The organism is Paenibacillus sp. MZ04-78.2, assembly GCF_024213375.1.
Taxonomy (GTDB): Bacteria; Bacillota; Bacilli; order Paenibacillales; family NBRC-103111; genus Paenibacillus_G.
Genome location: NZ_JANAVJ010000027.1, coordinates 24,024 through 46,996 on the forward strand (window position 1 = coordinate 24,024; position 22,973 = coordinate 46,996).

The following is a 22,973-nucleotide window of genomic DNA, read 5'->3' on the forward strand; positions in this document are numbered from 1 at the left end:
TTCTGGCGAATCAATTTCATATGCTGTCGTTACAGCGGAACCGTCCCATTTTCTCAAGTCCGGTTCGTCAAAAAGAACATACTTCCCTGGAAAAGTTTTTCCATCTGGCGGATAGATTGTTGCATCGCTCGGAAACAACCCAGGACAGGGGGAAGGAATTGGATCTGGCGAACCACTGCAGCTTCCCGGAAATTGATAGTGCTTTGTCCTCTCCCCTTCGGTGTCCCAATATCGCCCGCTCGGATCACGCCAAATGATGTGTCCAGGATTCGTGTACTTCTTGCCGTATAACGTAACGGGGACCCCATCCGTTAAATTTTTAAACACAATCTGGTCGTTGACTATCTCGTAGGCGTTCCCATTGATTTTTCTTTCCATTCCGTTAGCATCTCTCATATACACATCAACTTTATTAACAATCTGAGTCCCTGAATTCAACGGCACCGAGTAGTTCGTCAAGGTTGACATCGGTTCGAATGTTTTAAAGTTAATTGCGGCCATTATATAGTCAGGTCTCAGAAACACGAATACGGATAAACCTAAAATTATGATTGAGGCTGCTGCTATCTTCCACTTTCTTTTTTTGACCACAGCAGCCTCACTCCCTTACTCTTTTTTGCCAAGATTGATCTCAGCTCCATTGTTTTCTAATAACCTTAAGGAACGGACTTTTCCTTTCGGAGTTGCGAAAAGGTACCATCCTTCCGCATGATTCATCTTGGTACCAATGCTAGGAAGGAAAAACCTTTCATCAACTTTATCCAATTTTATGACAACTACCCGTGTCCCTGAATATGGAGATAGTTCCCCAAATAATCCGTAGCTAAAAGGAGCCCCTGTTTCATTGGTGATATCCACTTTCAGTGCGATTAAATATTCATCTTCGATCGGCTTATCATTAACTTTCTCAAGTGTACCGTCAAACATCGAGCGAAATGCTCCATCCTTTTCCTTCAAATCCATAATGAGAATCTGATGCACTCTCACCGTTGCTTTCGTATTCCGTAACGGCATCCTATACGGCAGCTCAACCACACGGCTCCCCCACATGGTTTGCACATTACTCCCCGTCAGCTCCACCTCCGCATAGCTCGCTGCACGCTTGTCCACTTCGAGCTTCTTACCTTGGCTCACATCCAAAATCCGCTGAATGATCTTCACCGACTGCGCCCTTGTAGCCGACTCTTCTTTACCCAGCTCGCCGCCGGCCAGCCCCGTAATCAAACCCTTCTGCGTCGCCAAAAACATAAACTTCTTCGCATCGGTGCTATCCTCAGGCGATTGCAGCGATTTATCCGCTGCCCGGACGGCGAGGCGGGCCATTTCCATCCGGGTAATCGGGGTATTCCAGTCACCGGAAGAAAAGTCCTTGTATTGATGGATTCCCGCTTGCACAACCGCTGCGACGTAGGGAGCATACCACTCCTTGTTATCGCTGCCCGGCACCGGCTTCAAACCGGCTGCTTTTGCCGTCATGGTGATAAATTCCGCTCTCGTAACGGTGTGGTCCGGCTTGAATGATCCGTCGGGATAACCGTCGACGTACCCTGCTGCCACGATAGCCTTAATATCCGATTCCGCCCAATGCCCGGAAATATCGCTTAAAGACACACCTGCTTTTGACTCCGCAGCCGTTTTCGGCTGCTCTGCGGCAACCAGCATATTGGCATTGGGATTGCAGGCACTCATTAACATCATGGATACGACTAAAGGGACAACTCGCTTCATCAAAAATCTTCCTCTCAAGTGAATTCAAAGTTATGTATTTCCAGATCCAAAAGGACTAGGTCTATTGTACCATGACAGTGCTTTGTTTACAGATTTTTCTTCCGCCAAAACACAAAAACCGCCCTACCCACAAAAGCATGGATAAGGCGGTTCTTCCGCTCATCATTCGTTGTTATATTACCATCTTATGCCGAAACCTTCAAGAGGTTTTGCAATTTTTGTCGTAATTTCTATCTTCCGAAGCCCTCAATCATACTCGAATCGATCGACTTCCTTTTTCTTACAAAATTTTACCTTTTGCCCTTAGATCGGCTATAATAATGGTTAGAAAAAGAAAGGAGCCAAGCACACTATGACAGGAAGAAAAGAAGGCGAGCTCGACTTGACGCTGCTCGGTAACCAGCAAACGAAATATCCGATGAACTATGCGCCGGAGATGCTCGAATCGTTCGATAACAAGCACCCGTATCGCGATTATTTTGTCAAATTCAATTGCCCGGAATTTACCAGCCTGTGCCCGATTACCGGCCAGCCGGACTTCGCGGCGATTTATATCAGCTACATCCCGGACCTCAAAATGGTCGAGAGCAAGTCGCTTAAGCTGTATTTGTTCAGTTTCCGGAATCATGGCGATTTCCACGAGGATTGCATGAACATCATCATGAACGATTTGATAAAGCTAATGGACCCTAAGTACATTGAAGTGTGGGGGAAATTTACCCCGCGCGGAGGCATTTCCATCGATCCTTACTGCAACTACGGACGTCCAGGGACGAAATACGAACAGATGGCCGAGCACCGGCTCCTGAATCATGATCTGTACCCGGAGAAGATCGACAATCGCTAAGTCGAGTCCTTAAAACCCGGCATCATCTAACAGCAAAAGCGAAGCCGCACCCCCTGGCAGCAGGGGCGATGCGGCTTTTTGGCATCCGATGGCGCCGAAACGCCTATATATCTCGTTCTTGTTCGCCACTCGTTACCGTCAATTCCAGTACGGGAAACGATCCACTGGCAGAAGCGCGGGCGTCAGCAGCTATTTTTGTGAAAGCTACGTTGAGTGTCTTTTTCTGCCTGGGAGGCATAGTCAAGGTTTGATCCTCAAGGATGTCAAGGGATTCTAGGAACGAGCCGGTGTGCAGGTCGCGATCGCGGATAGAAGCGGTGAACAAGATATCTTGACCGCTATGATTAACGAAGGTCAGCAAGCACGTCCCAGTGACCCGATCCGCTTCTTTTTTGTAGTTGCATCTGCTTTCTTCCTTGACGTATTCCAGGGCGTAGATTCCTTTGGCCCACACGCTTTGATAGGCTACGATCAGTTGGGAGGGCAGCCAGAAGGGCAAAATTAAAGCAAGCAGGGCAACCTTTCTTGCGTGGCGCTGCAGCGAGGTTCTGAGCGTGAACGCACCCGCGAACAGCAGCATCATCGAGATGATGTTGACGTAGTTCAAGCCGCTGGTGCCTTGCGACCACATGGGCAGCCCTATCCATTGAAAAAGCCGCACGCCGAGCGCTTTGGCATCCGGATAGGACCAATTCAAAATAATGGTGCTTGTGATGAGCATAAAAGCGATAGCAAACCGTTGGCGCCTGCTCATTTCGCGTCCTCTCCTTCGCTCGGGAATACAATCGTTCCGAATACTTGTGATATTAAATTAGACGAAAAATCCATGGGAAATGTTTCTTTCCGCAACCCATTTGTGGCTTAGATTGTGAAGGAGGAGGGCAGCAACCACAGCAGAAGCAGCAAAAAAAAAAGGACCCCCCGAAGGAGTCCTGAAAAATCTTATATGTAGCATACGGCGGTTCGCCGTTCTACTTGGCAGCCGCAACAAGCTCCCGCACTTCGGAGCGTCTGGCGACAGGGGAGGCGGAAGCGACCTGAACCGGCCGGCTGTGGCCCGCCAGCTCGTACGGAATACACAACGGAACGCCGGTGCGGGGGTCCGGCACAATGTCCGCTTCGATGCCGAAGACGTTTTGCAGCATCTCCGGTGTCATCACTTCCGCCGGACTGCCTACCGCCGCAACCGTTCCACGTTTAATCGCCACCATATGATGCGCGTAGCGGGTCGCATGGTTCAAATCGTGGACGACCATCACGATGGTGCGCCGCTCTTCGAGGTTCAGCTTTTCCAGCAGCTTGAGCACTTCAAGCTGGTGAGCCATATCGAGGAACGTCGTCGGCTCATCAAGGAACAGAATGTCGGTTCCTTGCGCGAGCGCCATGGCAATCCATGCGCGCTGACGCTGTCCGCCGGACAATTGATCGACGGGACGGTCGTAAAATTCCTCCATTCCGGTCATGTCAATCGACCAGCGTATGATCTCGCGATCCTCCTTGGTCAGCGAGCCGAATCCTTTCTGATGGGGGAAGCGGCCGTAGGTGACGAGTTCGGAGACGGTCAATCCGTCCGGGGCCGTCGGGTTTTGCGGCAAAATGGCAAGCTGCTTGGCCACTTCCTTGGTCGATTGCTGATGGATCGACTTGCCGTCCAAGAAGACGCTGCCCTGCTTCGGCTTCATCATGCGGGCCATCGCTTTCAGGATCGTCGATTTACCGGACCCGTTCGCACCGATCAGCGCCGTAATTTGTCCCGAAGGGATGCTGATATTCAAATTTTGTACAATAGACCGTTCCCCGTAGGAAATATCCAACCGTTCCGTATATAACCGTTCCAATTCAACCACTCCCTTAAAATTTAGCTGAACTCCGAGGCAGGAGATCTTATTCAACAAGGTGCCGACAAGAGCACCATGACAAGAACGATGATAATGAGAATCTTTATCAATTGAATTGTATAACAGAACATGCTGGGATTTCAACCCTTTATGGGAATTTTCCTTGTCCGTTTTCTTACAAGTTGTGAATTCCAGATCGAAAGAGGGCAGCGCGGAACGGTAAAAGTGCACAACCGGGCTTCCAGGCGTATAATGAACGGAGAAACAAGTGGCATCCTCCGGCTTCATGAACGTGTCCGAACGTCATAAGAGGAGGGGAATGGAGGATTCGAATGTTAAATCTGGGCGTATTGGATCAATCGCCGATCATTCCGGGAGAAACGGCGGCAGACGCGATGAGGCGCACGTTAGAGCTGGCCAAGACGGTTGAACGGCTCGGTTATACGCGATATTGGGTGTCGGAGCATCATGACACGCCCGGACTCGCCGGTTCTTCTCCGGAGGTTCTGATCGCAGCCATTGCCGCGCATACGTCGCGGATTCGGGTCGGTTCGGCCGGCGTGCTGCTGCCTCACTACAGCCCGTATAAAGTCGCGGAAAATTTCCGGGTGCTCGAAGCTCTGTATCCGGGAAGAATCGATCTTGGCATCGGAAGGGCGCCCGGCGGCATGCCGATCGCTTCGGAGGCGCTGCGGTACGGGCGGCCGAAGGACAGGGAAGAGCATTTCGCCGTGATGCTCCGCGATCTCGGAGGCTTTCTGTCCGACTGGATGGAGCCGGGACACCGCTTCGAAGGCGTGCGGGCGACGCCCTTGGTCGATACGGCGCCGGAGCTTTGGCTGCTCGGGTCCAGCGGCTTCAGCGCGGATCGGGCCTCGGAGCTGGGCGGGGCGTTCTCGTTCGCGCATTTCATTAATGGGGACGGCGGACACGAAGCGGTTCGGCGATATTTTGCTAATTACCGGCCCGGCCCACTCGGCGCGTCTCCTCAGGCGAACGTATGCGTGATCGTCATCTGCGCCGACACGGACGAGGAAGCGGAACGGCTGGCGGCATCGACCGATTTGCGCCTGCTGCTGCTGGAACAGGGGCAGTTCCGCTGGCCCTTCCCGACACCGGAGGAAGCGGCCAATTACCCGTATACCGACTGGGATCGCATGCGGATTCGGGCGAACCGGAGACGGATGATCGTCGGCGGCCCGGAGAAAGTGAGAACGCAGATGCTTGAGTTCAGCAAGGGCTACGGGGTAGAAGAGCTGATCGTGCTGACCTACACGTACGACTTCCAGGCCCGGCTGCGCTCGTACGACCTGCTTGCAGAGGTGTTCGGGCTCGGCCGATAACACGAAAACGGGACTCCGATCGGACCTGACAGGTCTTTAAGGAGTCCAGTATCGCGTCATGGCGAGCTTTTAGGGAAAAGGCTTGACGCTTTGGACGCGCAGCATGATCTGCTTATCCAGCAGCTCAGGCCGGATGGCCGGATTGCCTGCGTTGATTCGCGGAATTTCCAGCTTCGGATTGGCGCGGGTCGCCATCTCGTTCACAATGGTAAAGGCGTAACGAAAGCCCGCTTGCGTAAGAAGCTCTTGCGCCGTCTTGGAATGAATGCCGAACGGGTAAGCGAAGCTGTCCGCCGCATGATCGCTACCGTACAGCTCATTTAGCCGCTGCGCGCAGGCTTTGGTGTCCGCCGCCACTCGGGCGACGGCCTGGTCGGGCGTTTCCAGCGCGCCGTCGTCCCGAGTAAGCGGTCCGGTAATCGCTGCCGTTTTCCCTTGTTTGAAATGCATATTGTTGGAGTGGCATTGAAAATCGTAACGCCCGGGGCGCTCGTTCAGCATTTGCCGGATCTGGTCGCGGGACAGCGCCGGAATGAACGAGGCCAGCGGGTCGTCCAAATCCTTCGTCACGACGAAATTAACGGCCGGCACATCGAGCTCTTTCAAGATCGGATACGCGTAATCGTAGAAGCTTTTGTAGCCGTCGTCAAAGGTCACGAGCACCGCGTTGTCCGGTACAGCTCCGCCCTCGTAAAATTGCTTGAATTCGTTGAGCGAAATGAAATGATAGCCTTTCGATTTCAAATAATTGAGCTGATCGCGAAACAAAGCGGTGGAGACGGTGCTTGAGCTTTGGTCCGTATCATGGACATGATGGTACATCAGGACGGCTACTTGGTTGCGATAGCGCAGCGCGTCTTTATACGACCAGGCGTCAAGCGCGCCGATCAAGACAACGGCAAGCAGCAGAGCAGCCAATACTTTTTTGATCATAGCAGGGTCTCCCTCGGGTAAAGCTGAAACAGCTTCCGGATAAAAAACGTCTATAGTCAGTTATATCGGTTCCGGGGCCGAATTTCAAGTTTAGTCCTACCGTCCCGGCACAACCATAACCCGGCAAAAGAAGGGGAAGTCGACATCGTGAAACTGGGCAAGCGCATCGGACAAGGATATACGGCGGAAGTATTCGAGTGGGGGAGCGATAAAATCATCAAAGTGTTTCGGCCGGCAGTTGTGCAGGACGTACTTGAAGGAATACCGACGGCTCACCGGCAGCACGATGGAGTCGATGGAGGCGTGGCTGCTGCCGCTTGCGGCCGCCCGGCTTGTGGAGAGCATAACGGAGGAGGAGCGGGGCAAGCTCGTCGCGTTGGTTGACCGGCAGCTTAACGAGTAAGGCGAAGCATAAAACAAGCACCTCTAGCACGGGAATCTGCGATTCCAATGCCGGAGGTGCTTCTAAATGTAAGCCGACCGTCTACATCTTCGATTCGCGCTTAGTCGCGGATTTCCACAATCAGCTCGATTTCTACCGGCGTGTGGAACGGAAGGTCGCTCGTGCCGATCGCGGAGCGGGCGTGCTTGCCGTTCTCGCCGAAAACAGCGACGAGCAGGTCGGATGCGCCGTTCATGACATACGGCTGGTCGCCGAAGCCCGGTGTGCTGTTGACGAAGCCGAGCAGCTTGACGATTTTGACCACGCGGTCGAGGTTGCCCAGGTAGCCTTTCATCACGGCCAGGCAGTTGATGATCGTTTGGCGGGCCGCTTCTTGGCCTTGCTCGATCGTAACGTCTTTGCCCAGCTTGCCTTCGTACATCAACTCGCCGTTAATGCGGCAATCTTGACCGGACAAATAGAGCAGGTTGCCCGTCCGGTTGCACGGGATGTACGTAAAGCGCGGCTCCGGGGATGGGGGCAAAGTAATGCCGAGTTCTTGTAAACGTTGTTCGATTTGGGACATAAAATGATACCTCCGATAGTTTCGTTAAATTAATGGGCGCAGCACGACACTGCGCGAATAAGTCCGCCTTCACGGGCATGCGTGTGCTGGTCGCCGGTGAGCGTTGTTTTGCCCGCCACAATGACGTGCGAGATGCCGTTCGGATACTGTCTCGGCTCTTCGAACGTGGCAAGATCCTGAATCGTATCCGGGTTGAAGACGGTCAGATCGGCGGCATAGCCAGGAACGATCAGTCCGCGCTTGCCCAGCTTGAAACGCTGCGCCGGGAACGACGTCAGCTTGCGGACCGCCTCCTCCAGCGACAGCACCCGCTGGTCGCGCACGTACTTGGCGAAGACGCGGGGGAACGTGCCGTACAGCCGGGGATGCGGCTTGCCGGTTTCGCAGGTCAGGCTGTCGGAAGCGATCAGCGACTTTTCGTAGCGGACCACCTGCGAGACATCGTCGTCCGACATATGGAAGTACACGATCGAGATGCGGCCTTCCTCTTCCAGCAGCAGGTCCATCATGCAATCCGCCGGATGCTGGCCGCGCTCCTCGCTGATTTGCGCGATATGCTTGCCTTCCAGATGCCGGTTTTTCTCCGTATGCACCGCCGAGATAACAACGCTCTGCCAGCCGGTGGAGCAGACGAGGTTGTCCCAATCGTCCTGCTCGCGGCCGAGCTCCTCGCGGATGCGGGCGCGCAGCGAAGGATCGCGGAACGCTTCCAGCGTGCCTTCGATGCCGCCTTCGAGCACCCATGGCGGAAGAACGGTCGTCAGCGTCGTGGAGCCCGCGTGGTAAGGGTACACGTCGCAGGTCACGTCCATGCCGCGGGCGCGGGCGTCTTCGACCAGCTCCAGCGCTTCCAGCACCTTGCCCCAGTTCCGTTTGCCTGCTGCCTTCAAATGGCTGATATGCAGCGGCACACCGGCTTTCTCCGCAATCCAGATCACTTCCTTGACGGAAGGAATCAGATTGTTGCCTTCGCCGCGGATGTGCGTGGAGAACAGCCCGTCATACTTCGGCAGGATGGAGCACAGCTCCGCGAGTTCTTCCTTGGCCGTGTAGCTGCCGGGGGCGTATAACAGGCCGATGGATAGCCCGATGGCCCCGGCCCGCAGCCCTTCCTCCAGCATCAGCTTCATGCGCTCCAGCTCGTGCGGCGCGGCCGGACGGTTCGCAAAGCCCATGACGGCGATGCGCAGCGCGCCGTGCGCGACGTAGGTGGCGACGTTCTCCGACGGGCCGGAGCGGGCCAGATGCTCCATATACTGCTCGACGGTTTCCCACGGCCAAGCCCAGTCCGTCTTGCCCAGCACCGGCTGGACGTAGCTCTGCAGCAGCTCTGCGCGCTCCTTCACGAAGGGAGCGGGCGCGAGTCCGCAGTTGCCGACGACTTCCGTCGTCACGCCCTGGCGGATTTTGATCTCGCTGTGCGGATGATCGAAAATCATCAGATCGGAATGGCAATGGCCGTCGATAAATCCCGGAGCGATGACTTGGCGGTGCGCGTCGATGACGCTTCGCGCTTCCTGCTCCACCCGGCCGACGGCGGCGATCCGCCCGTCCTTGACCCCGACGTCGCCGAAAAACCAAGGGTTTCCGGTGCCGTCCGCAATACGTCCGTTACGAATGATAAGATCCAGCATGATTTCGAGCCCTCCCCGCTTACTGCAGCTTGCCGCGCGCCAGAACGGCCCGCTCCTCATAGTTGTCGCCGCTCTTGAAATACACCTTGTCATGCAGATTGACCGTGCTGCAAATATGATTCGAGATGATGTGCAGCACGTCGCCGGCCTTCAGGCCGGAAGCTTGGGCAGCCGGCCCGAGGCGCAACATGCCGTGTTCCTCCGACATCCGCTCCAGCACCGCGTCCTCCAGCTCGACGACGTGCCCGAAGCCTTGCAGCTGCATCGGGTCCGTGTTCGGCTGTACGTCGGTGGCGAACGTCTTGCTTCCTCCGTCGACCACGGCCAGATCGGCGGCCGGCCGGCTGACGACCGTCACGCGGACGGCGCCGGCGCAATCGTCGAGCGAGCAGACGCCGAGGCGGGCCTGCATCCGGTCCTGGAACACGTACGTGCCCGGCCGGATTTCGGTCACGCCTTTGGCCATCGCAGCCTGAAGGCCTGTCGGCGTGGAGCCGACGCTGACGTCCGCGATCGGCACGCCCTGTGAGCGAATGCGGTCCGCGAGCTCGGCCATCAGCCGGCCTTCCTCTGCGCCGGCCGCTTGCAGATCGAGCGTCGACTTGCCGCCGAGCAGCGCGCCGCGGAACGTGTAGATGCCCGTCAGGCGCAGGCCTTCCATCGCATGGATAGCGGATGCCAGCGCTTCCGCTTGGTCGTACGGCACGCCTGTCCGGCGCAGACCGGTATCGATCTCGAGGCGGACCTGCAGCTCGCGTCCGGCCTCAAGGGCGGCTTGGGACAGAAGCTTGGCCCCGTCCAGACTGTCGACGCCGACGATCAGCTCGATTTGCCCGCTGAGCCGTACCGCCCGTGCGATTTTGGCCGGGGTGACGAGCGGGTAGGCGACAAAAATATTCTTGATCCCGTGCTCCGCCATCACTTCCGCCTCGGACACTTTCGCGACGGTGATGCCCACCGCACCGGCGTCCAACTGCTTCTGCGCGACCCATGGCATTTTGTGCGTTTTGGCATGAGGCCGCAGCGCGATGCCGAGCCTTTTGGCCGAATCGGCCATGGAACGGATGTTGCGCTCCATGATGTCCGTGTCGATGATTACGCTGGGGGTATCCAGTCGGTCGTTCATCGTCTCACTCACTCCCATAATATTTCGAATATTCTGATAAACATAAGAGCGCCGCCCTGATTCGAGCCGAATTCCCCTCTTCAGACCGGTCGTTTCCGGGGGCTAGAGGGTCCCCGGGTCATTCTGAAAAAGATACTAACATAATCCAGCCCGAAATCAAACAAAAAGTTTTTTTGGTTGAAAAAAAGTATGTTAGCTTCCCCTTAAAAATATGCTAGTATTAAGGCATCGCAACGCTTACAATTCCATTTCCAAGCTAAACGGGGGAACGAGACAATGAAACGGTGGCTGTCAAAGTCGCTCAAACACAAGCTGTCCCTGCTGCTGCTGATTGCGATTGTTCTGCCGCTGCTCGCCACGGGAGCGGTTTCGTACAATATAGCGACCTCCGCCACGGAGGAGAAGGCGAAGCAATCAGGCATGAACACGCTGCGTCAAATTGCGGACAAGCTGGAGTTCGTAATACAGGACGTCGAGAACATGTCCTTGTTCATTATCGGCCAGCGGGAGGTTCAGGCGTATCTGGACAACGACCGGGAGGACGTGGCCCGTTATACGCTCAACGTCGGCTTTTTGACCAATCTGGCCTTTTCCAAAAAATATATTTCCAACATCACCATCAATTCGGCCAATGGCTATCCGCCGCTGTCGAGCACGACGGTGCTTTATTCGGGCCTTCCGGACGTGCTGCGGAAAAACGAGGAGGTTTACCGCAACAGCACCAAATGGTGGACCCCGCTGTACGCGAATCAGACGACGGAAGGGCTGAAGAAGGTCGTCTCCCTTGTCCGTCCGATCCGCAACGTGAACAACTTCAAGCCGCTCGGCGAGCTTTCCATTAGCCTGGACGAAGCCGAGATTGCCCGCTACTTGAAGGAATCCGGCTGGGAAGCCAAAGGCTTCGTTCTGCTGCTGGACGCGAACAACCGGATTTTATCCGGCGGCGAGTCCGAGTGGCTGAACCGTCCGATCAGCGAGCCGTTCCCGGATATCGGGCCGATGGCGGAGGCAAGCGGCGTGCTCAATTACGGTCAAGGGGACGAGCAGAAAACGATTTTGTACCACACGCTCCCGAGCTTGAAATGGAAGCTGGTCGGCTTTATCCCGACCCAAATCTATACGGCGCAGAACATCTATGTGCTGACGGTTACTGCCGTAGCGGTCGGCATCTCCCTGCTGCTGGCGGCCGGACTGGTGCTTTATTTCATCCAGTGGGTGACGCGGCCGCTGACCCGGATGACGCAGACGATGAAGGACATTAACCCGGACGAGCCGATCCCGACGTACGAGGTGAAAAGCAGCGACGAGGTCGGCCTGCTGCTGCACAGCTACAACAAGCTCAGCGACCGGATTCAGCGGCTGAAGGAGCAGGTGCAGCTGAACGAGGCGAAGAAAAAGGAAGCCGACATCCTCGCGCTTCAGGCGCAGATCAACCCGCACTTTTTGTACAATACGCTTTCCTCGATCCATTGGATGGCCTTGATGAACCAGGACCGGCAGATCGCCGAGATGATCGGGGCGCTCAGCGATTTTCTACGGTTCAGCCTGAACAAGGGCGAGGAGTTTTGTCCCGTGCAGCAGGAGATCGCGCATGCGCAGAACTATGCGTATGTGCAATCGATCCGCTTTCCCGGCCAATTCGAGATGGAGGTCTATATCGACCCGGCCATGCTCCAGACGCCGATGCTGAAGCTGCTGCTTCAGCCGCTGATCGAGAACAGTCTGATTCACGGCATTCAGAAAAAGCAGCAGCCCGGCTTCGTGTATGTTCACGGTGAACTGAGCGGCGCGCAGATGAAGTTTGTCGTGGAGGATACGGGCGTCGGCATCGAAGCGGACAAGCTGCGCGAAATTCGCCGGCAGCTCGCTTGGACGGGGAACGGCGCGCCAGCGGTCAAGACCAGCTATGGCTTGCGCAACGTGCATCAGCGCCTGCTGCTGCATTACGGCAGCGAAGCGGGGCTGACGATCGACAGCGAGCCGGGCAAAGGCACCCGCGTTTCTTTTAGCATTCCGGTATTGGAGGAGCCTGCATGAAAATTTTAATCGTAGACGACGAAGTGATCATAAGGAACGGACTGTGTACCGTCATCGACTGGAAGGAGCTTGGCTTGACGCTGCTTCCCCCGGCTTCGTCCGCCGAGGAAGCGCTAGAGCGTATCCCGGTGGAGAAGCCGAATATTTTGCTGACGGACATCCGCATGCAGGGAATGGACGGCATTCAGCTCGCGCACGAGGTGAAGCGGCTGCTCCCGGATACGGAAACCGTCATTCTGACGGGTTACGACGATTTTGCGTATGCCCAGCAGGCGCTGCGCGAAGGAGTGACCGATTATTTGCTTAAGACAAGCCGCCCGGAGGAAATCATCAAAGCGGCCATGAAAGCGAAGCAGCGCATCATGGACAAATGGGAGAACGCCAAGCAGGAAACGATGCAAACGGCGGCGTTGCGCAACCAACTGCTCGATCGGCTGCTGATCCAGGGCGACGAGTCGTCTTTGGCGCCGGTTCAGGCCTGGTTCCGCAAAAACGGCGTGCAGCCGGACGAATCGGCGCTGGCGCCGATGCGGGTGCTGCTGCTCGCGGCAACAGGCTGGGGGGACGGAGCGCTCGCCGGTCTTTTGCTCGGTGCAGCCGAAAATATGCTCTACGAGCTGCTTCCGGCGGTGACGATGCTGAAGGCCGACCGAATCGTGCTTGTCGTGCGGGAGGAAGCCCGCGTATCCGACCGCAGCGGCTTGGAGCGGGCGCTCGACCGGGTACGGCAGACGCTGAAATGTACGGTTTTCGCGGCGCTTGGCCGCTCCGTGGCTTCGTACGGCGAGCTGCAGGCCTCTTACCGGGAAGCCGGGACGGTGTATGCGTACCGCGGACTTCTCGGGGCCGAGGGGCTGTACATGTCCGAGGACATCGCGGGCCGCTGCGGCGGCCGGACCGTCTGTTCCCAGAAGGAGGAGTCGGAGCTGGCCACTATTCTGATGAGCAACAACAGGGCCGACCTGCGGCATTGGGTGAACCGGAAGGTGCGGGAACAACTCGAAGATCCGGCGGCTACGCCGTCTTCGGTGCAGGCGTTTCTGCAATCGATGGTCATTGCCAGCCACCGCTGGCTGGAGCGGTCGCAGGGCGGCGGGAAGCCGGAGGCGGCTCTTCATACGTTCGAGGTCGATTCGCGCGCCGGGGACGAGGTGTTCAAGCTGCTATCCTTGGTGATGACGGCGTTTCACGAGGCGATTGCCGACAAGCCCTTTGCGTATATCCCAAAATCGATCGCCTATATCAAGGAGCATCTGGACCAAAACTTGTCGCTGCAGCAGGTGGCCAAATTCGTTCACTTGAACCCGAACCACTTCAGCGAAGTGTTCAAGCGGGAGACCGGGCTGAACTATATCGAATTCGTCACGCAGGAGCGGATGCGGCGGGCCGCGGAAATTTTGCAGGAGTCGCAGGCGAAAATCAGCGAAGTGGCGGGCCGGGTCGGCTACGAGGACATCAAATATTTCAGCCAGCAGTTCAAAAAGCATACCGGACAGACGCCGACGGAATTCAGGCAGTCGGTCAAGGCCTGAATTTTTTCCACCCTAGGGCCGAAATTTCTCCCGTTACGTATCCCGAGGATTGTCCTCTATACTGAAGCAGTACACACATACACAAGGAGGGTTCGGAAGATGAACAAAGCGGCTACAACGGGAGTCCTGTTGACCCTCTCGCTTTCGCTCCTCGCCGGCTGCGGCTCGGGTGGAGGTCAAGCGGGCACAGGCAGCGCGGGCGGAGACAAAGGAAAAGCGTCCGATAAAGTAAAGCTTTCGCTATGGCATAACTTCACCGGCGACGATCTGCGCGCCAAAGCGATGCGGGGGATCATGGAGCAGTACAAGAAGGATCACCCGAACGTGGAATTGGATATTCAGGGCATTCCGCCCGATGGTTACAGAGCTCGTTTGAAAACGGTTGCGGCGGCGAACGAAATGCCCGACCTGTTTGTGATGTGGCCTGGCGTCATGACCAAGGAGTTCGCCGGAGGCGATCTGCTTCAGCCGATCAACCCGCTGCTGGACAGCAAGGCGGATTGGAAGAACGGCTTCCTGCCGAACTCCTTCGACGACTTCACGCTGAACGGCAACATTTATGCCGCTCCGATGGGGCTGTCCCCGACGTCGATTTTATACTACAACAAAGCGATGTTCGATAAACATAATGTCAAGCCGCCGAAAACGTGGGACGACATGATGAGCTTGGTCGAAACGTTCAAGAAAGAAAAAATAACGCCGATCGCGCTCGGCAACAAAGCGGCATGGCTGGCCCAATCCAGTATTTTGAGCTCCTTGGCTGACCGCGTGACAGGAACGGAATGGTTCTTGAACGCAGCCGAGCAAAAAGGCGCGAAGTTCACCGATCCGGAATTCGTGCAAGCGCTGACGTACATGCAGCAGCTTGGCAAAGCCGGCGCATTCCAGGACGGCTTCAACAGCATCGACAACACGCAAATGGAGCAAATGTTCGCGCAAGGCAAAGCGGCGATGATGATCGACGGCGGCTGGGCGCTGACGAACCTTGCGGCCAATGCGACCAAAGAAGTGCTGAACGGGATTGACGTGACAGTGCTGCCTTCCGTTCCGAACGGCAAAGGCGATCCGAACTCGCTTGCCGGTGTCGTCGGAACCGGTCTTGGCATGAGCAAGAAGACGTCCGGCGCAAGCAAAGAAGCGGCGTATGAGCTGATCTACGCGATGTCCGGTCCGGCGGCGCAAAAAGCGACGCTGGAAAGCAACCAGCTCGTCAGCTACAAGGTCGATCTGGACACAACCAAAGTCTCCTCGCTGTTCGCCAAAGTCCACAACATGGCAGGCACCGTGAAGCGGACGCCGGTTTATGACGGACGGTTGAGCTCCGCCGCAGCCGATGTGGTGAACAACGGATTGCAGGAGCTGCTCATGGGCGCGAAGCCCGAAGACATAGCGAAGAAAATTCAAGACGCGCAAGCCAAGTCGGTCGGCGCAAAATAAGATGGGCCGCGCGATTCCAGCTCTTCACCGGGGCTGGAATCGCCAGTTCCGGAAGAAGGAGGGGATTCCATGACGGCAGCGGCACGTATTAGAGGGTTTATTGCGATAGGTCTTCTCCCGGCCACGCTGATTTTCGTATTTTTCGCGATTATACCGATTTTCTGGTCCGCTTATTACGGCTTTTTCGATTGGAAAGGCATCGGGGCTGCGAAGTTCATTGGCTTCGACAACTACGTGGAAGTAATCCGCGACCCGATTTTCTGGCTTTCGTTTAAAAACAACATGCTAATTGTCGTCGCGTCGGTGTTCGGCCAAATTCCGATCGCGCTTATTTTGGCCCTTGTGCTCACAAAAAGCTCGCTCTTTCAACGAATGATCCGCGCTTCGGTGTTTATGCCGATGGTGCTTTCCTCGGTCGTCGTGGGGATCATTTGGAGCTACATTTACCACCCGCAAATCGGCATTTTGAACTTCCTGCTCGACGGCCTCGGCCTCGAATCCTGGAAGATGCAGTGGTTATCCGATCCGAAAATATCCATGTATATGCTCATGATTCCGACCATTTGGAACTACATCGGGCCGTACATGATTATGTTTATCGCCGCGCTGCAAAATATTTCCCCGGAAATTGACGACGCTTCGCGAATCGACGGTGTCGGGCCGGTGCGGAAATTGTTCTCGATCACCCTGCCGATGATTTGGGACACGATCAAGGTTGCCGTCGTGCTTTGCATCTCGGGCAGCTTGAAGGCATTCGACCTGATTTACGTCATGACAAACGGAGGACCGGCGCACTCAACCGAGCTGCTCGCTTCGTATATGTACAACAACACGTTCAACGTCTTCCGTTTTGGCTACGGCAGCGCTGTCTCGACCGCGATCATTATTCTCAGCCTGCTGCTGATCCTGGGAAGCCAATTCCTCATGAAACGCAACTACAGATAACCGAAAGGAGGGACCCGTCATGGAACAAGCTTTTTCAGTTAAAACGGGAAGCGCCGCGGGCAAAACCGGGGCACAATGGAGCCGCGGGCTGATTAACGTCCTGCTCACCGCTTACGCCCTCGTTACGCTTTATCCTCTGTTCTGGCTGTTCGTCAGCGCTTTTAAAACGAACGATGAGTTTCATTCCAAGCCGTTCTCCTTGCCGGAGGTATGGCAGTGGGACAACTTCGTCCGGGCTTGGGAAGTTTCGGCGATGGGTACGTCGATTGTCAATTCGACCATCGTTACCATCTTGTCGCTGGTTTTGACGCTGGTGCTCGGTGCGCTGGCGGCTTACGTGCTGGCACGCTTTGATTTTAAACTGAAGCCTTTGTTCATGGGCTTGTTTTTGCTCGGCATGCTCATTCCGGTTCACAGCACGCTTGTGCCGCTCTTCGTCCTGATGAAAAAAGTCGGGCTGCTCGATACGTACGCGGCGCTCGTGTTCCCTTATACGGCGTTTGAGCTGCCGCTGGCGATTTTCGTCGTCGCGGCCTACCTGACTGCGATTCCGAAAGAGATCGAAGAAGCCGCGCTGATCGACGGCACGGGGTATTGGGGCATCTTCTTCCGCATGATGCTGCCGCTCAGTATGCCGGCCTTGTCGACCATAGCGATTCTTGGCTTTTTGCGATTCTGGAACGACTTCGCGTTCGCGCTCGTCTTTATCAGCAAGCCCGCTTTAAAAACAATTCCGCTCAGCTTGTCCGTCTTTGCAACGGGGTATGCTACCGACTACAAGCTGACGATGGCTGCGATGGCGATCGCGGTGCTGCCGACCATTATCGTCTACCTGCTGTTCCAGGAGCAGATTATGAAAGGGATGACGGCCGGGGCGGTCAAGGGATAAATTGGTCTCATGCGGGGAGAAAAATTTGTAATTCACAGGTTTGGACAAATGTGGTAGTATCCGGGTGGAGAGAGGGGGATCAGCATTGCGGCGCTCGAAGCGGGCAAGCATGTACTGTGCGAAAAGCCGCTGTGCACGACCGTCGATAAGGCGCTTGAGGTAGAAGCGGCGGTCCGCAGGAGCGGCAAGCTGCTGCAGGTCGGCTTCGTGCGCCGGTACGGGACGAACACCAAGGTGTTGAAAAAGTTCATCGACGCGGGCGAGCTCGGCGAGATCTATTATGCGAAAGCGTCTTACCTGCGCCGCCTCGGCAATCCCGGTGGCTGGTTCTCGGACATCGAGCGTTCGGGCGGCGGACCGCTGCTCGACATCGGCGTGCATGTGATCGATTTGTGCTGGTACTTGATGGGCCGTCCGAAAGTGAAATCGGTGACGGGCAACACGTACAAGAAGCTCGGCAACCGCTCGAACGTGCAAAACCTGAGTTATTATCAGGCGGCGGACTTCGACGCTTCCAAAAACTCCGTTGAGGATATGGCCAACGCCTTGATCCGTTTCGAGAACGGCGCTTCGCTGATGGTGGACGTCAGCTTTACACTGCATGCGAAAAGCAACGAGGTGGCCGTGAAAATATTCGGTGAGCGGGGCGGCGCGGAGGTCGAGCCCGACTTTACGATCGTCACGGAAAAGCACGATACGATTTTGAACGTGACGCCGCAGATCGACAATGCGACCTTTGATTTTGTGGCAGGCTTCCAGAACGAAATCAATACGTTCGTCGACTGCTGTCTCGGACGGGCCGAGTTGATCAGTCCGGTCGAAGACGGCGTAGAGCTGACCAAGATCATCTCCGGCATTTACGAGTCGAGCGAAAAAGGTATCGAAATTCAATTCTAAACGAAGTCCGGTGAATGGCGCGCTGCGCAGGTGGAAGTAAGGTCCGTCTGCTCCGCTTCGTTCACCGGACTTCTGGCTATGGAGGAGAGCGGAGATGAAATTGACGAACAAAATCGGCGTCATCGTCGACAGCTTCGGTGTCGGGGTTCGCGAAGGGCTGCGCAAGGCGAAGGAGGTCGGTGCCGACGGCGTGCAGATTTATGCGGATTTTGCCGCGCTGCAGGAGATCGGATATCAAGGCTATCTGACGATCGAGCGCGAAGTCGGCGTGCAGCCGGAAGTCGACATCCGGCTCGCGGTCGATTTTATTCGCCGCTATAAATAACGGACGTGAGCCATGGAAGCTCGGTGAACAACTGCGGATGAGCGACGAGCATGAAAATTGTGCTGGCGTATGGAGCGTTCATGCAGCCGGTTCAATCGCAAACCTGGACCGAATTTTATCTACTATAATATAGGCGCAAAAAAAAGGGCATCCAAGCCCGCTTTTTTTGCATTCACTCCGCAAATCGGTCCGCCACCGAGCTGGCGCCGAACGACATCGGCTTAATCCGCGCTTCGTAGCCGACGGACGTGACCCAGCCACAAATTTCCTGAATCAGCACCTTCGTCTCGCCCTGCTGGCCGATGTCGATGTGAATTTCCAGCGGCCACTGGGCAGTCAGGTCGCTCATTCCGCTGCGGTTCAACAGCTCGACCAGCTCCAGGCTGAGCTCGGTTTCGCGGTAAATTCTCGTGCGCAGGTCGAAGAGCGGACGGCTGCTCCGTTTGCGGTAAAAAAAGCGGGCTCCCTTGCCGATCCGGTGAATGATGACGGCTGTGACGAGCGTCGTGCTGCGCCGGGTCGTATGGGAATCCGTTCCGATCACCAATTTATAGCTTGCTTCCTGATCTTCTTGGACAAAGTCGTGCAGGATTTTAACCATTTCCTCCAATGCAACGGAACCTCTAGTCGGGCTAAGGAACATCATCTGTTATCCAACTCCCTCCAAGATTGAAAATGACCCCATAGCTACAGTTTACGCCAAAAATCGTTAAAATAGTTTAAATTTGCAGTGAATCGACTGGAATCGGAACTTGGAACGCAACGAGTAATCAACGGAAAAGCAAAGAACAAAGCGAGGCTCAAAAAGGAGTTCGGTGGTAAGAGAGTTGAGTGTACTAAACAATTTAAAAAAGAGCCTAAGCCTTGCGGCTCAGGCGAATGAAAAAAACATCCTCTTTTATTGTAAAGTAACGGGAGATCAAATTCAAATCGTTAAACATCGGTAAATTTCATTAAAAATGTGAAAAATCATACAAAATAGAGCGCTTTCATCATATAATGGAATTAACCTGTCAGCGGTATCGCTGTACAAAGGAGGATTGGCGCCATGGAGGGAAGATTTTCCGTCGGATTTGTTGTCGGAACGATGCTCAGTATACCGCTATGGATATCCGCCATCGGCTGGATGAAGCTCGTAGGCTTCGCATTAAAATATGTATTCCGCCTTCATATCATCTAATGATCAGCCAACGTGCTGCGAAGATGGCCTGGGGACCCGTCCCGGACGTCTCGCTCCTTTGCTTGTCTATCGTCACTAAGACCGCACTTTCCGCAGGCGAAAGCTTTCGGAAAAACGCGGTCTTTTCTTTGTCCTCCGCAGAGCCGAGGGGGAGCATGTTCCTTTTTGTCGAAAAAACAGGTAAAATAAAGGAAATACGCCTGTTATTCGTACGATAGGAAGGGGAGAGAGCACGTATGAAAACGATACGGCGTCCGTTTAAAAAAACGGGATGGGGAATCAAAGTCAAAGCGGGGACGGTCTGCCTTTTTCTGCTGCTGACGCTTCCCTGGCCTGTCGCGCAAGCAGGCTTTTTGGACCGGGTGAAAGACATTTACGACATGCCGGAGCAGATCGGACAGCTCCAGAATCAATATAACGAGACAAAGCAGGAGCTGGAGCGGAACCGGGAGCAGCTTGAGACGACGCTTAAGCGCTCGCAGGAAGCCGCGGAGCAATACAAGGCGACGGAGCAGCGGCTGAAGGAAGAAAATCGCGAGCTTCGCAGCCGCAATGAGCAATTGGAGCAGCTGACCCGGCGTTTGGAAGAGGCCGAGCAGGCGAGTGCGCAGCGCACGAGACAAATCGTTCGGACGGCGTTGACGGGAGTGCTGCTCGTTGTGCTCTATTTTGTTCTGATGCGCGTGATCCGGCTCGTCGTATGGCGCCGGAACCGCAGCGCAAGCCACCGGGGAGGGAACAGATGAAGATTCATGTAGAAGAAGGAGCCGGAAGCGACGCAAAAGCGGCAGCCGTGGAGCTTGCGGCCGGCGAAGCCGCCTTGGTGCTGCACCCGAAGCAAATCATCGCTTTTCAGGGCCGTTCCGGAAGCCGGGAGGACCGTCTGCTGAATGTGGCCGGGGTTTATCGGAAGAAGCGTTGGATCGAGTCGCGTTTGACCGGGCCTGCGCGCTTTGTGCTGGGCGTTCCGGCAGGCTTCAGCTTCCGGGCGATGGAGCTGCCGGAGGATAGCAGCCTGCTGTTCGACATCCGGTATGTGCTGTTGTACAGCGAGGGGATGAAGCTACAAAGCCGCTTTCAAAAAATCAAGCAAGCCGTTGTAACGCAGGACTGGATTCGGATGAAATTTTCCGGCGGCGGTACGCTCGGTCTGCTTAGCTGCGGCCCCTTGTGCGAGCTGACGATCGATCCGTCGGAGCCGGTCTATGTCGATATCGGCTGTCTCGTCGCTTATCCGGAGGAAGCCAAGCTGCAGCTATGCGTCTACGGCAATCCGCTTGCAAGTCAGCGCATGAACTACCATTGGGAAATTACCGGCTCGGGCAAGGTGCTTTTGCAGCCTTCCAGACCGAGATTCGGGTTGGCCGATCCTTTGCAGGGCGATTCCTTGTTCAAACGGATTTTGAGAGAAGCGCTTCCGTTCGGCGGAGTCATTATAAAGTAAAATGTACGAAAAAACGCCTCGTTTTCCAGCGATGAATCGCCGGGAATGGGGCGTTTGCTGTTTCAAACGGGGTTACGGAGTGTAAAAGTATACGAAATAAAAAGTAGAATGAAAGCGTTTGCTATCTAGGGGGAATTTCGGTTGCCGAGTCATAATTTACGGCGCTCTCGCATACTTAATCTGAGACCGTAGGACAAAAAAGCGTCATCCTTCAAAGCCGAATTGCCCAAAGGGGGTTGCGTCTTGATTCAATTCCGGGATGTGAACAAGCACTATGGTCCTTTTCACGCATTGAAAAACATCAATTTGACGATTGAATCGGGCGAGGTCGTCGTCGTGATCGGACCGTCCGGTTCGGGAAAAAGCACACTGCTCCGCTGCATCAACCGGCTGGGAACGATATCCGGAGGGGAGCTGACGGTGGACCATATCAACGTTCACGACAAGAAAACCGACATCAACAGCCTGCGGCGAAACATCGGCATGGTGTTCCAGCATTTTAACTTATACCCGCACCGCACGGTGCTGGAAAACATCACGCTGGCCCCGATGAAGGTGCTCGGTCTCTCGCGTCAGGAGGCCGAGGAAACGGCCATGGCTTTTTTGAACAAAGTCGGCATTCCCGATAAGGCGAAGTCCTATCCGTCGCAGCTGTCGGGCGGGCAGCAGCAGCGCGTGGCGATAGCGCGCGGGCTTGCCATGAAGCCGAAGATCATGCTGTTCGACGAGCCTACGTCGGCGCTCGACCCGGAGATGATCGGAGAAGTGCTCGACGTCATGCGCGACTTGGCCCAAGAAGGCATGACGATGGTGGTCGTCACTCACGAGATGGGCTTTGCCCGCGAAGTGGCCGACCGGATCGTCTTTATGGATCAAGGGCAAATTCTCGAGACGACGCCACCGTCCGAATTTTTCCAGAGTCCGCGCGAGGAGCGGGCGCGCACGTTTCTTAGCCGGGTGTTAAATCACTGATCTGATTTTCAAATTCCAATTTCGAGAGGAGACTCGATGGTGAAAATGCTCAAAGTGAAGAAGCTGTTTTCCTTAACGCTCGCTTCGATGCTCATGCTGACGATGATGGCAGGCTGCGGCGCCAAACCGGCGGAGCAGGCGGGAGCCGGGGGCGGAACGCCCGCGAAGCCGGAAGCGGCCGCTTCCGCGATGGAAGCCATTAAGAAACGAGGCAAGCTTATAGCCGGGGTCAAATACGATACGAAGCTGTTCGGGCTGAAGGACCCGGGCACCGGCAAGGCTGAAGGCTTCGATATCGATATGGCCAAGCGGCTGGCGAAAAGCATTTTGGGCGACGAAACGAAGGTTGAGCTAAAGGAGGTTACTTCCAAAACACGTATTCCGATGCTGCAAAACGGTGAAATCGATATCATTATCGCTACGATGACGATCAATGAAGAGCGCAAGCAGCAGGTTGATTTCACGGACGTGTATTTCAAAGCGGGCCAGTCGCTGCTTGTGAAGAAAGGCAGCGCGATTCAATCAATCGCCGATCTGAAGAAAGGCACGAAGGTCATGGCGGTCAAAGGCTCCACGTCGGCGGTCAACATCCGGGCCAAAGCGCCGGAGGCGACCGTGCTGGAGTTCGACAATTATCAGGACGCGTTCACCGCGCTTAAGGCCGGTCAAGGGGATGCGCTGACGACGGACAATGCGATTTTGCTCGGGATGGTGAAGCAGGACCCGAACTTCCAGCTGGCCGGGGGCAATTTCACCGACGAGCCGTACGGGATGGCGATCCGAAAGGGCGACAGTGAATTTGTCGCTTACATCAACAAGTTCCTGAAGGATATGAACGCGAACGGCGAGTACGACAAACTGTATGAGCAGTGGTTCGGAGAAAAGCCGGCAAAATAAC

21 protein-coding genes and 2 pseudogenes are annotated in these 22,973 nt (G+C 55.5%); 15 read left to right on the forward strand and 8 right to left on the reverse strand.

Annotation, left to right across the window (positions count from 1 at the left end):
• Positions 1-606 precede the first annotated feature (606 nt).
• Positions 607-1,728 (reverse strand): S-layer homology domain-containing protein, encoded by a 1,122-nt coding sequence (locus NLX71_RS17735; RefSeq protein WP_254365133.1) that lies wholly within the window; start codon positions 1,726-1,728, stop codon positions 607-609.
• Between the two features lie 352 nt (positions 1,729-2,080).
• Between NLX71_RS17735 and queF the strand changes: the two genes are divergently transcribed.
• Positions 2,081-2,575 (forward strand): preQ(1) synthase, encoded by a 495-nt coding sequence (gene queF / locus NLX71_RS17740; protein WP_254365134.1) that lies wholly within the window; start codon positions 2,081-2,083, stop codon positions 2,573-2,575.
• A 103-nt stretch (positions 2,576-2,678) separates the two neighbouring features.
• Here the strand turns inward: queF and NLX71_RS17745 are convergent, their stop codons facing one another.
• Together NLX71_RS17745 and NLX71_RS17750 are read right to left on the reverse strand one after the other, a co-directional pair.
• The gene (locus NLX71_RS17745) at positions 2,679-3,329 is read right to left on the reverse strand and encodes a hypothetical protein (protein WP_254365135.1); all 651 of its coding nucleotides are present in this window, start codon (positions 3,327-3,329) and stop codon (positions 2,679-2,681) included.
• 217 nt (positions 3,330-3,546) lie between these two features.
• Positions 3,547-4,413 carry an ABC transporter ATP-binding protein gene (locus NLX71_RS17750; RefSeq protein WP_254365136.1) on the reverse strand — a complete coding sequence of 289 codons (867 nt, stop codon included), beginning with the start codon at positions 4,411-4,413 and terminating at the stop codon, positions 3,547-3,549.
• A gap of 332 nt (positions 4,414-4,745) precedes the next feature.
• Between NLX71_RS17750 and NLX71_RS17755 the strand changes: the two genes are divergently transcribed.
• Entirely contained in the window at positions 4,746-5,756 is a 1,011-nt protein-coding gene (locus tag NLX71_RS17755; protein WP_254365137.1) for an LLM class flavin-dependent oxidoreductase, read from the forward strand.
• 69 nt (positions 5,757-5,825) lie between these two features.
• Here the strand turns inward: NLX71_RS17755 and NLX71_RS17760 are convergent, their stop codons facing one another.
• Positions 5,826-6,689, reverse strand: coding sequence for a polysaccharide deacetylase family protein (locus NLX71_RS17760; RefSeq protein ID WP_254365138.1), 864 nt, complete (start codon positions 6,687-6,689; stop codon positions 5,826-5,828).
• Between the two features lie 253 nt (positions 6,690-6,942).
• Between NLX71_RS17760 and NLX71_RS17765 the strand changes: the two genes are divergently transcribed.
• Positions 6,943-7,092: a hypothetical protein gene (locus NLX71_RS17765; RefSeq protein ID WP_254365139.1), complete on the forward strand. Its 150-nt coding sequence runs from the start codon at positions 6,943-6,945 to the stop codon at positions 7,090-7,092.
• A gap of 100 nt (positions 7,093-7,192) precedes the next feature.
• On the opposite strand, the gene NLX71_RS17770 is transcribed toward NLX71_RS17765, so the two are convergent.
• From NLX71_RS17770 to NLX71_RS17780, 3 genes are read right to left on the reverse strand one after another with little or no spacing between them, the layout of a single operon-like run.
• The gene (locus tag NLX71_RS17770; RefSeq protein WP_254365140.1) at positions 7,193-7,657 is read right to left on the reverse strand and encodes a RidA family protein; all 465 of its coding nucleotides are present in this window, start codon (positions 7,655-7,657) and stop codon (positions 7,193-7,195) included.
• Between the two features lie 29 nt (positions 7,658-7,686).
• Positions 7,687-9,291: an N-acyl-D-amino-acid deacylase family protein gene (locus NLX71_RS17775; protein ID WP_254365141.1), complete on the reverse strand. Its 1,605-nt coding sequence runs from the start codon at positions 9,289-9,291 to the stop codon at positions 7,687-7,689.
• A gap of 19 nt (positions 9,292-9,310) precedes the next feature.
• Positions 9,311-10,417: an alanine racemase gene (locus NLX71_RS17780; RefSeq protein WP_254365142.1), complete on the reverse strand. Its 1,107-nt coding sequence runs from the start codon at positions 10,415-10,417 to the stop codon at positions 9,311-9,313.
• A gap of 276 nt (positions 10,418-10,693) precedes the next feature.
• On the opposite strand from NLX71_RS17780, the gene NLX71_RS17785 reads away from it, so the two are divergent.
• From NLX71_RS17785 to NLX71_RS27095, 7 genes and pseudogenes are all read left to right on the forward strand, one after another.
• The gene (locus tag NLX71_RS17785; RefSeq protein ID WP_254365143.1) at positions 10,694-12,454 is read left to right on the forward strand and encodes a cache domain-containing sensor histidine kinase; all 1,761 of its coding nucleotides are present in this window, start codon (positions 10,694-10,696) and stop codon (positions 12,452-12,454) included.
• Entirely contained in the window at positions 12,451-13,986 is a 1,536-nt protein-coding gene (locus tag NLX71_RS17790; RefSeq protein ID WP_254365144.1) for a response regulator, read from the forward strand. The genes NLX71_RS17785 and NLX71_RS17790 overlap by 4 nt, the downstream gene beginning before the upstream one ends.
• A gap of 99 nt (positions 13,987-14,085) precedes the next feature.
• Positions 14,086-15,423 carry an extracellular solute-binding protein gene (locus NLX71_RS17795; protein ID WP_254365145.1) on the forward strand — a complete coding sequence of 446 codons (1,338 nt, stop codon included), beginning with the start codon at positions 14,086-14,088 and terminating at the stop codon, positions 15,421-15,423.
• A gap of 69 nt (positions 15,424-15,492) precedes the next feature.
• Entirely contained in the window at positions 15,493-16,368 is an 876-nt protein-coding gene (locus NLX71_RS17800; RefSeq protein ID WP_254365146.1) for a carbohydrate ABC transporter permease, read from the forward strand.
• Positions 16,369-16,387: 19 nt separating this feature from the next.
• Positions 16,388-17,257 (forward strand): carbohydrate ABC transporter permease, encoded by an 870-nt coding sequence (locus NLX71_RS17805; RefSeq protein ID WP_254365147.1) that lies wholly within the window; start codon positions 16,388-16,390, stop codon positions 17,255-17,257.
• A gap of 78 nt (positions 17,258-17,335) precedes the next feature.
• Positions 17,336-18,154, forward strand: a pseudogene (locus NLX71_RS17810) (Gfo/Idh/MocA family protein); the annotation flags it as partial.
• A 94-nt stretch (positions 18,155-18,248) separates the two neighbouring features.
• A pseudogene (locus tag NLX71_RS27095) lies at positions 18,249-18,359 on the forward strand (sugar phosphate isomerase/epimerase); the annotation flags it as partial.
• Positions 18,360-18,651: 292 nt separating this feature from the next.
• On the opposite strand, the gene NLX71_RS17820 reads toward NLX71_RS27095, so the two are convergent.
• Positions 18,652-19,125: a ribonuclease H-like YkuK family protein gene (locus NLX71_RS17820; RefSeq protein WP_254365148.1), complete on the reverse strand. Its 474-nt coding sequence runs from the start codon at positions 19,123-19,125 to the stop codon at positions 18,652-18,654.
• 402 nt (positions 19,126-19,527) lie between these two features.
• Between NLX71_RS17820 and NLX71_RS26650 the strand changes: the two genes are divergently transcribed.
• The 5 genes from NLX71_RS26650 to NLX71_RS17840 all read left to right on the forward strand — a co-directional run bounded on the left by NLX71_RS26650 (position 19,528) and on the right by NLX71_RS17840 (position 22,972).
• Positions 19,528-19,659 carry a hypothetical protein gene (locus tag NLX71_RS26650; protein WP_302058305.1) on the forward strand — a complete coding sequence of 44 codons (132 nt, stop codon included), beginning with the start codon at positions 19,528-19,530 and terminating at the stop codon, positions 19,657-19,659.
• Positions 19,660-19,895: 236 nt separating this feature from the next.
• Complete coding sequence (locus tag NLX71_RS17825) at positions 19,896-20,405, forward strand: coiled-coil domain-containing protein (RefSeq protein WP_254365149.1); 510 nt, start codon at positions 19,896-19,898, stop codon at positions 20,403-20,405.
• Positions 20,402-21,103, forward strand: coding sequence for an AIM24 family protein (locus NLX71_RS17830; RefSeq protein ID WP_254365150.1), 702 nt, complete (start codon positions 20,402-20,404; stop codon positions 21,101-21,103). Before NLX71_RS17825 ends, NLX71_RS17830 begins: the two co-directional genes overlap by 4 nt.
• 243 nt (positions 21,104-21,346) lie before the next feature.
• Positions 21,347-22,075: an amino acid ABC transporter ATP-binding protein gene (locus tag NLX71_RS17835; RefSeq protein ID WP_254365151.1), complete on the forward strand. Its 729-nt coding sequence runs from the start codon at positions 21,347-21,349 to the stop codon at positions 22,073-22,075.
• A gap of 45 nt (positions 22,076-22,120) precedes the next feature.
• Positions 22,121-22,972, forward strand: coding sequence for a glutamate ABC transporter substrate-binding protein (locus NLX71_RS17840; protein ID WP_254365171.1), 852 nt, complete (start codon positions 22,121-22,123; stop codon positions 22,970-22,972).
• The last annotated feature ends 1 nt before the right edge of the window (position 22,973 follow it).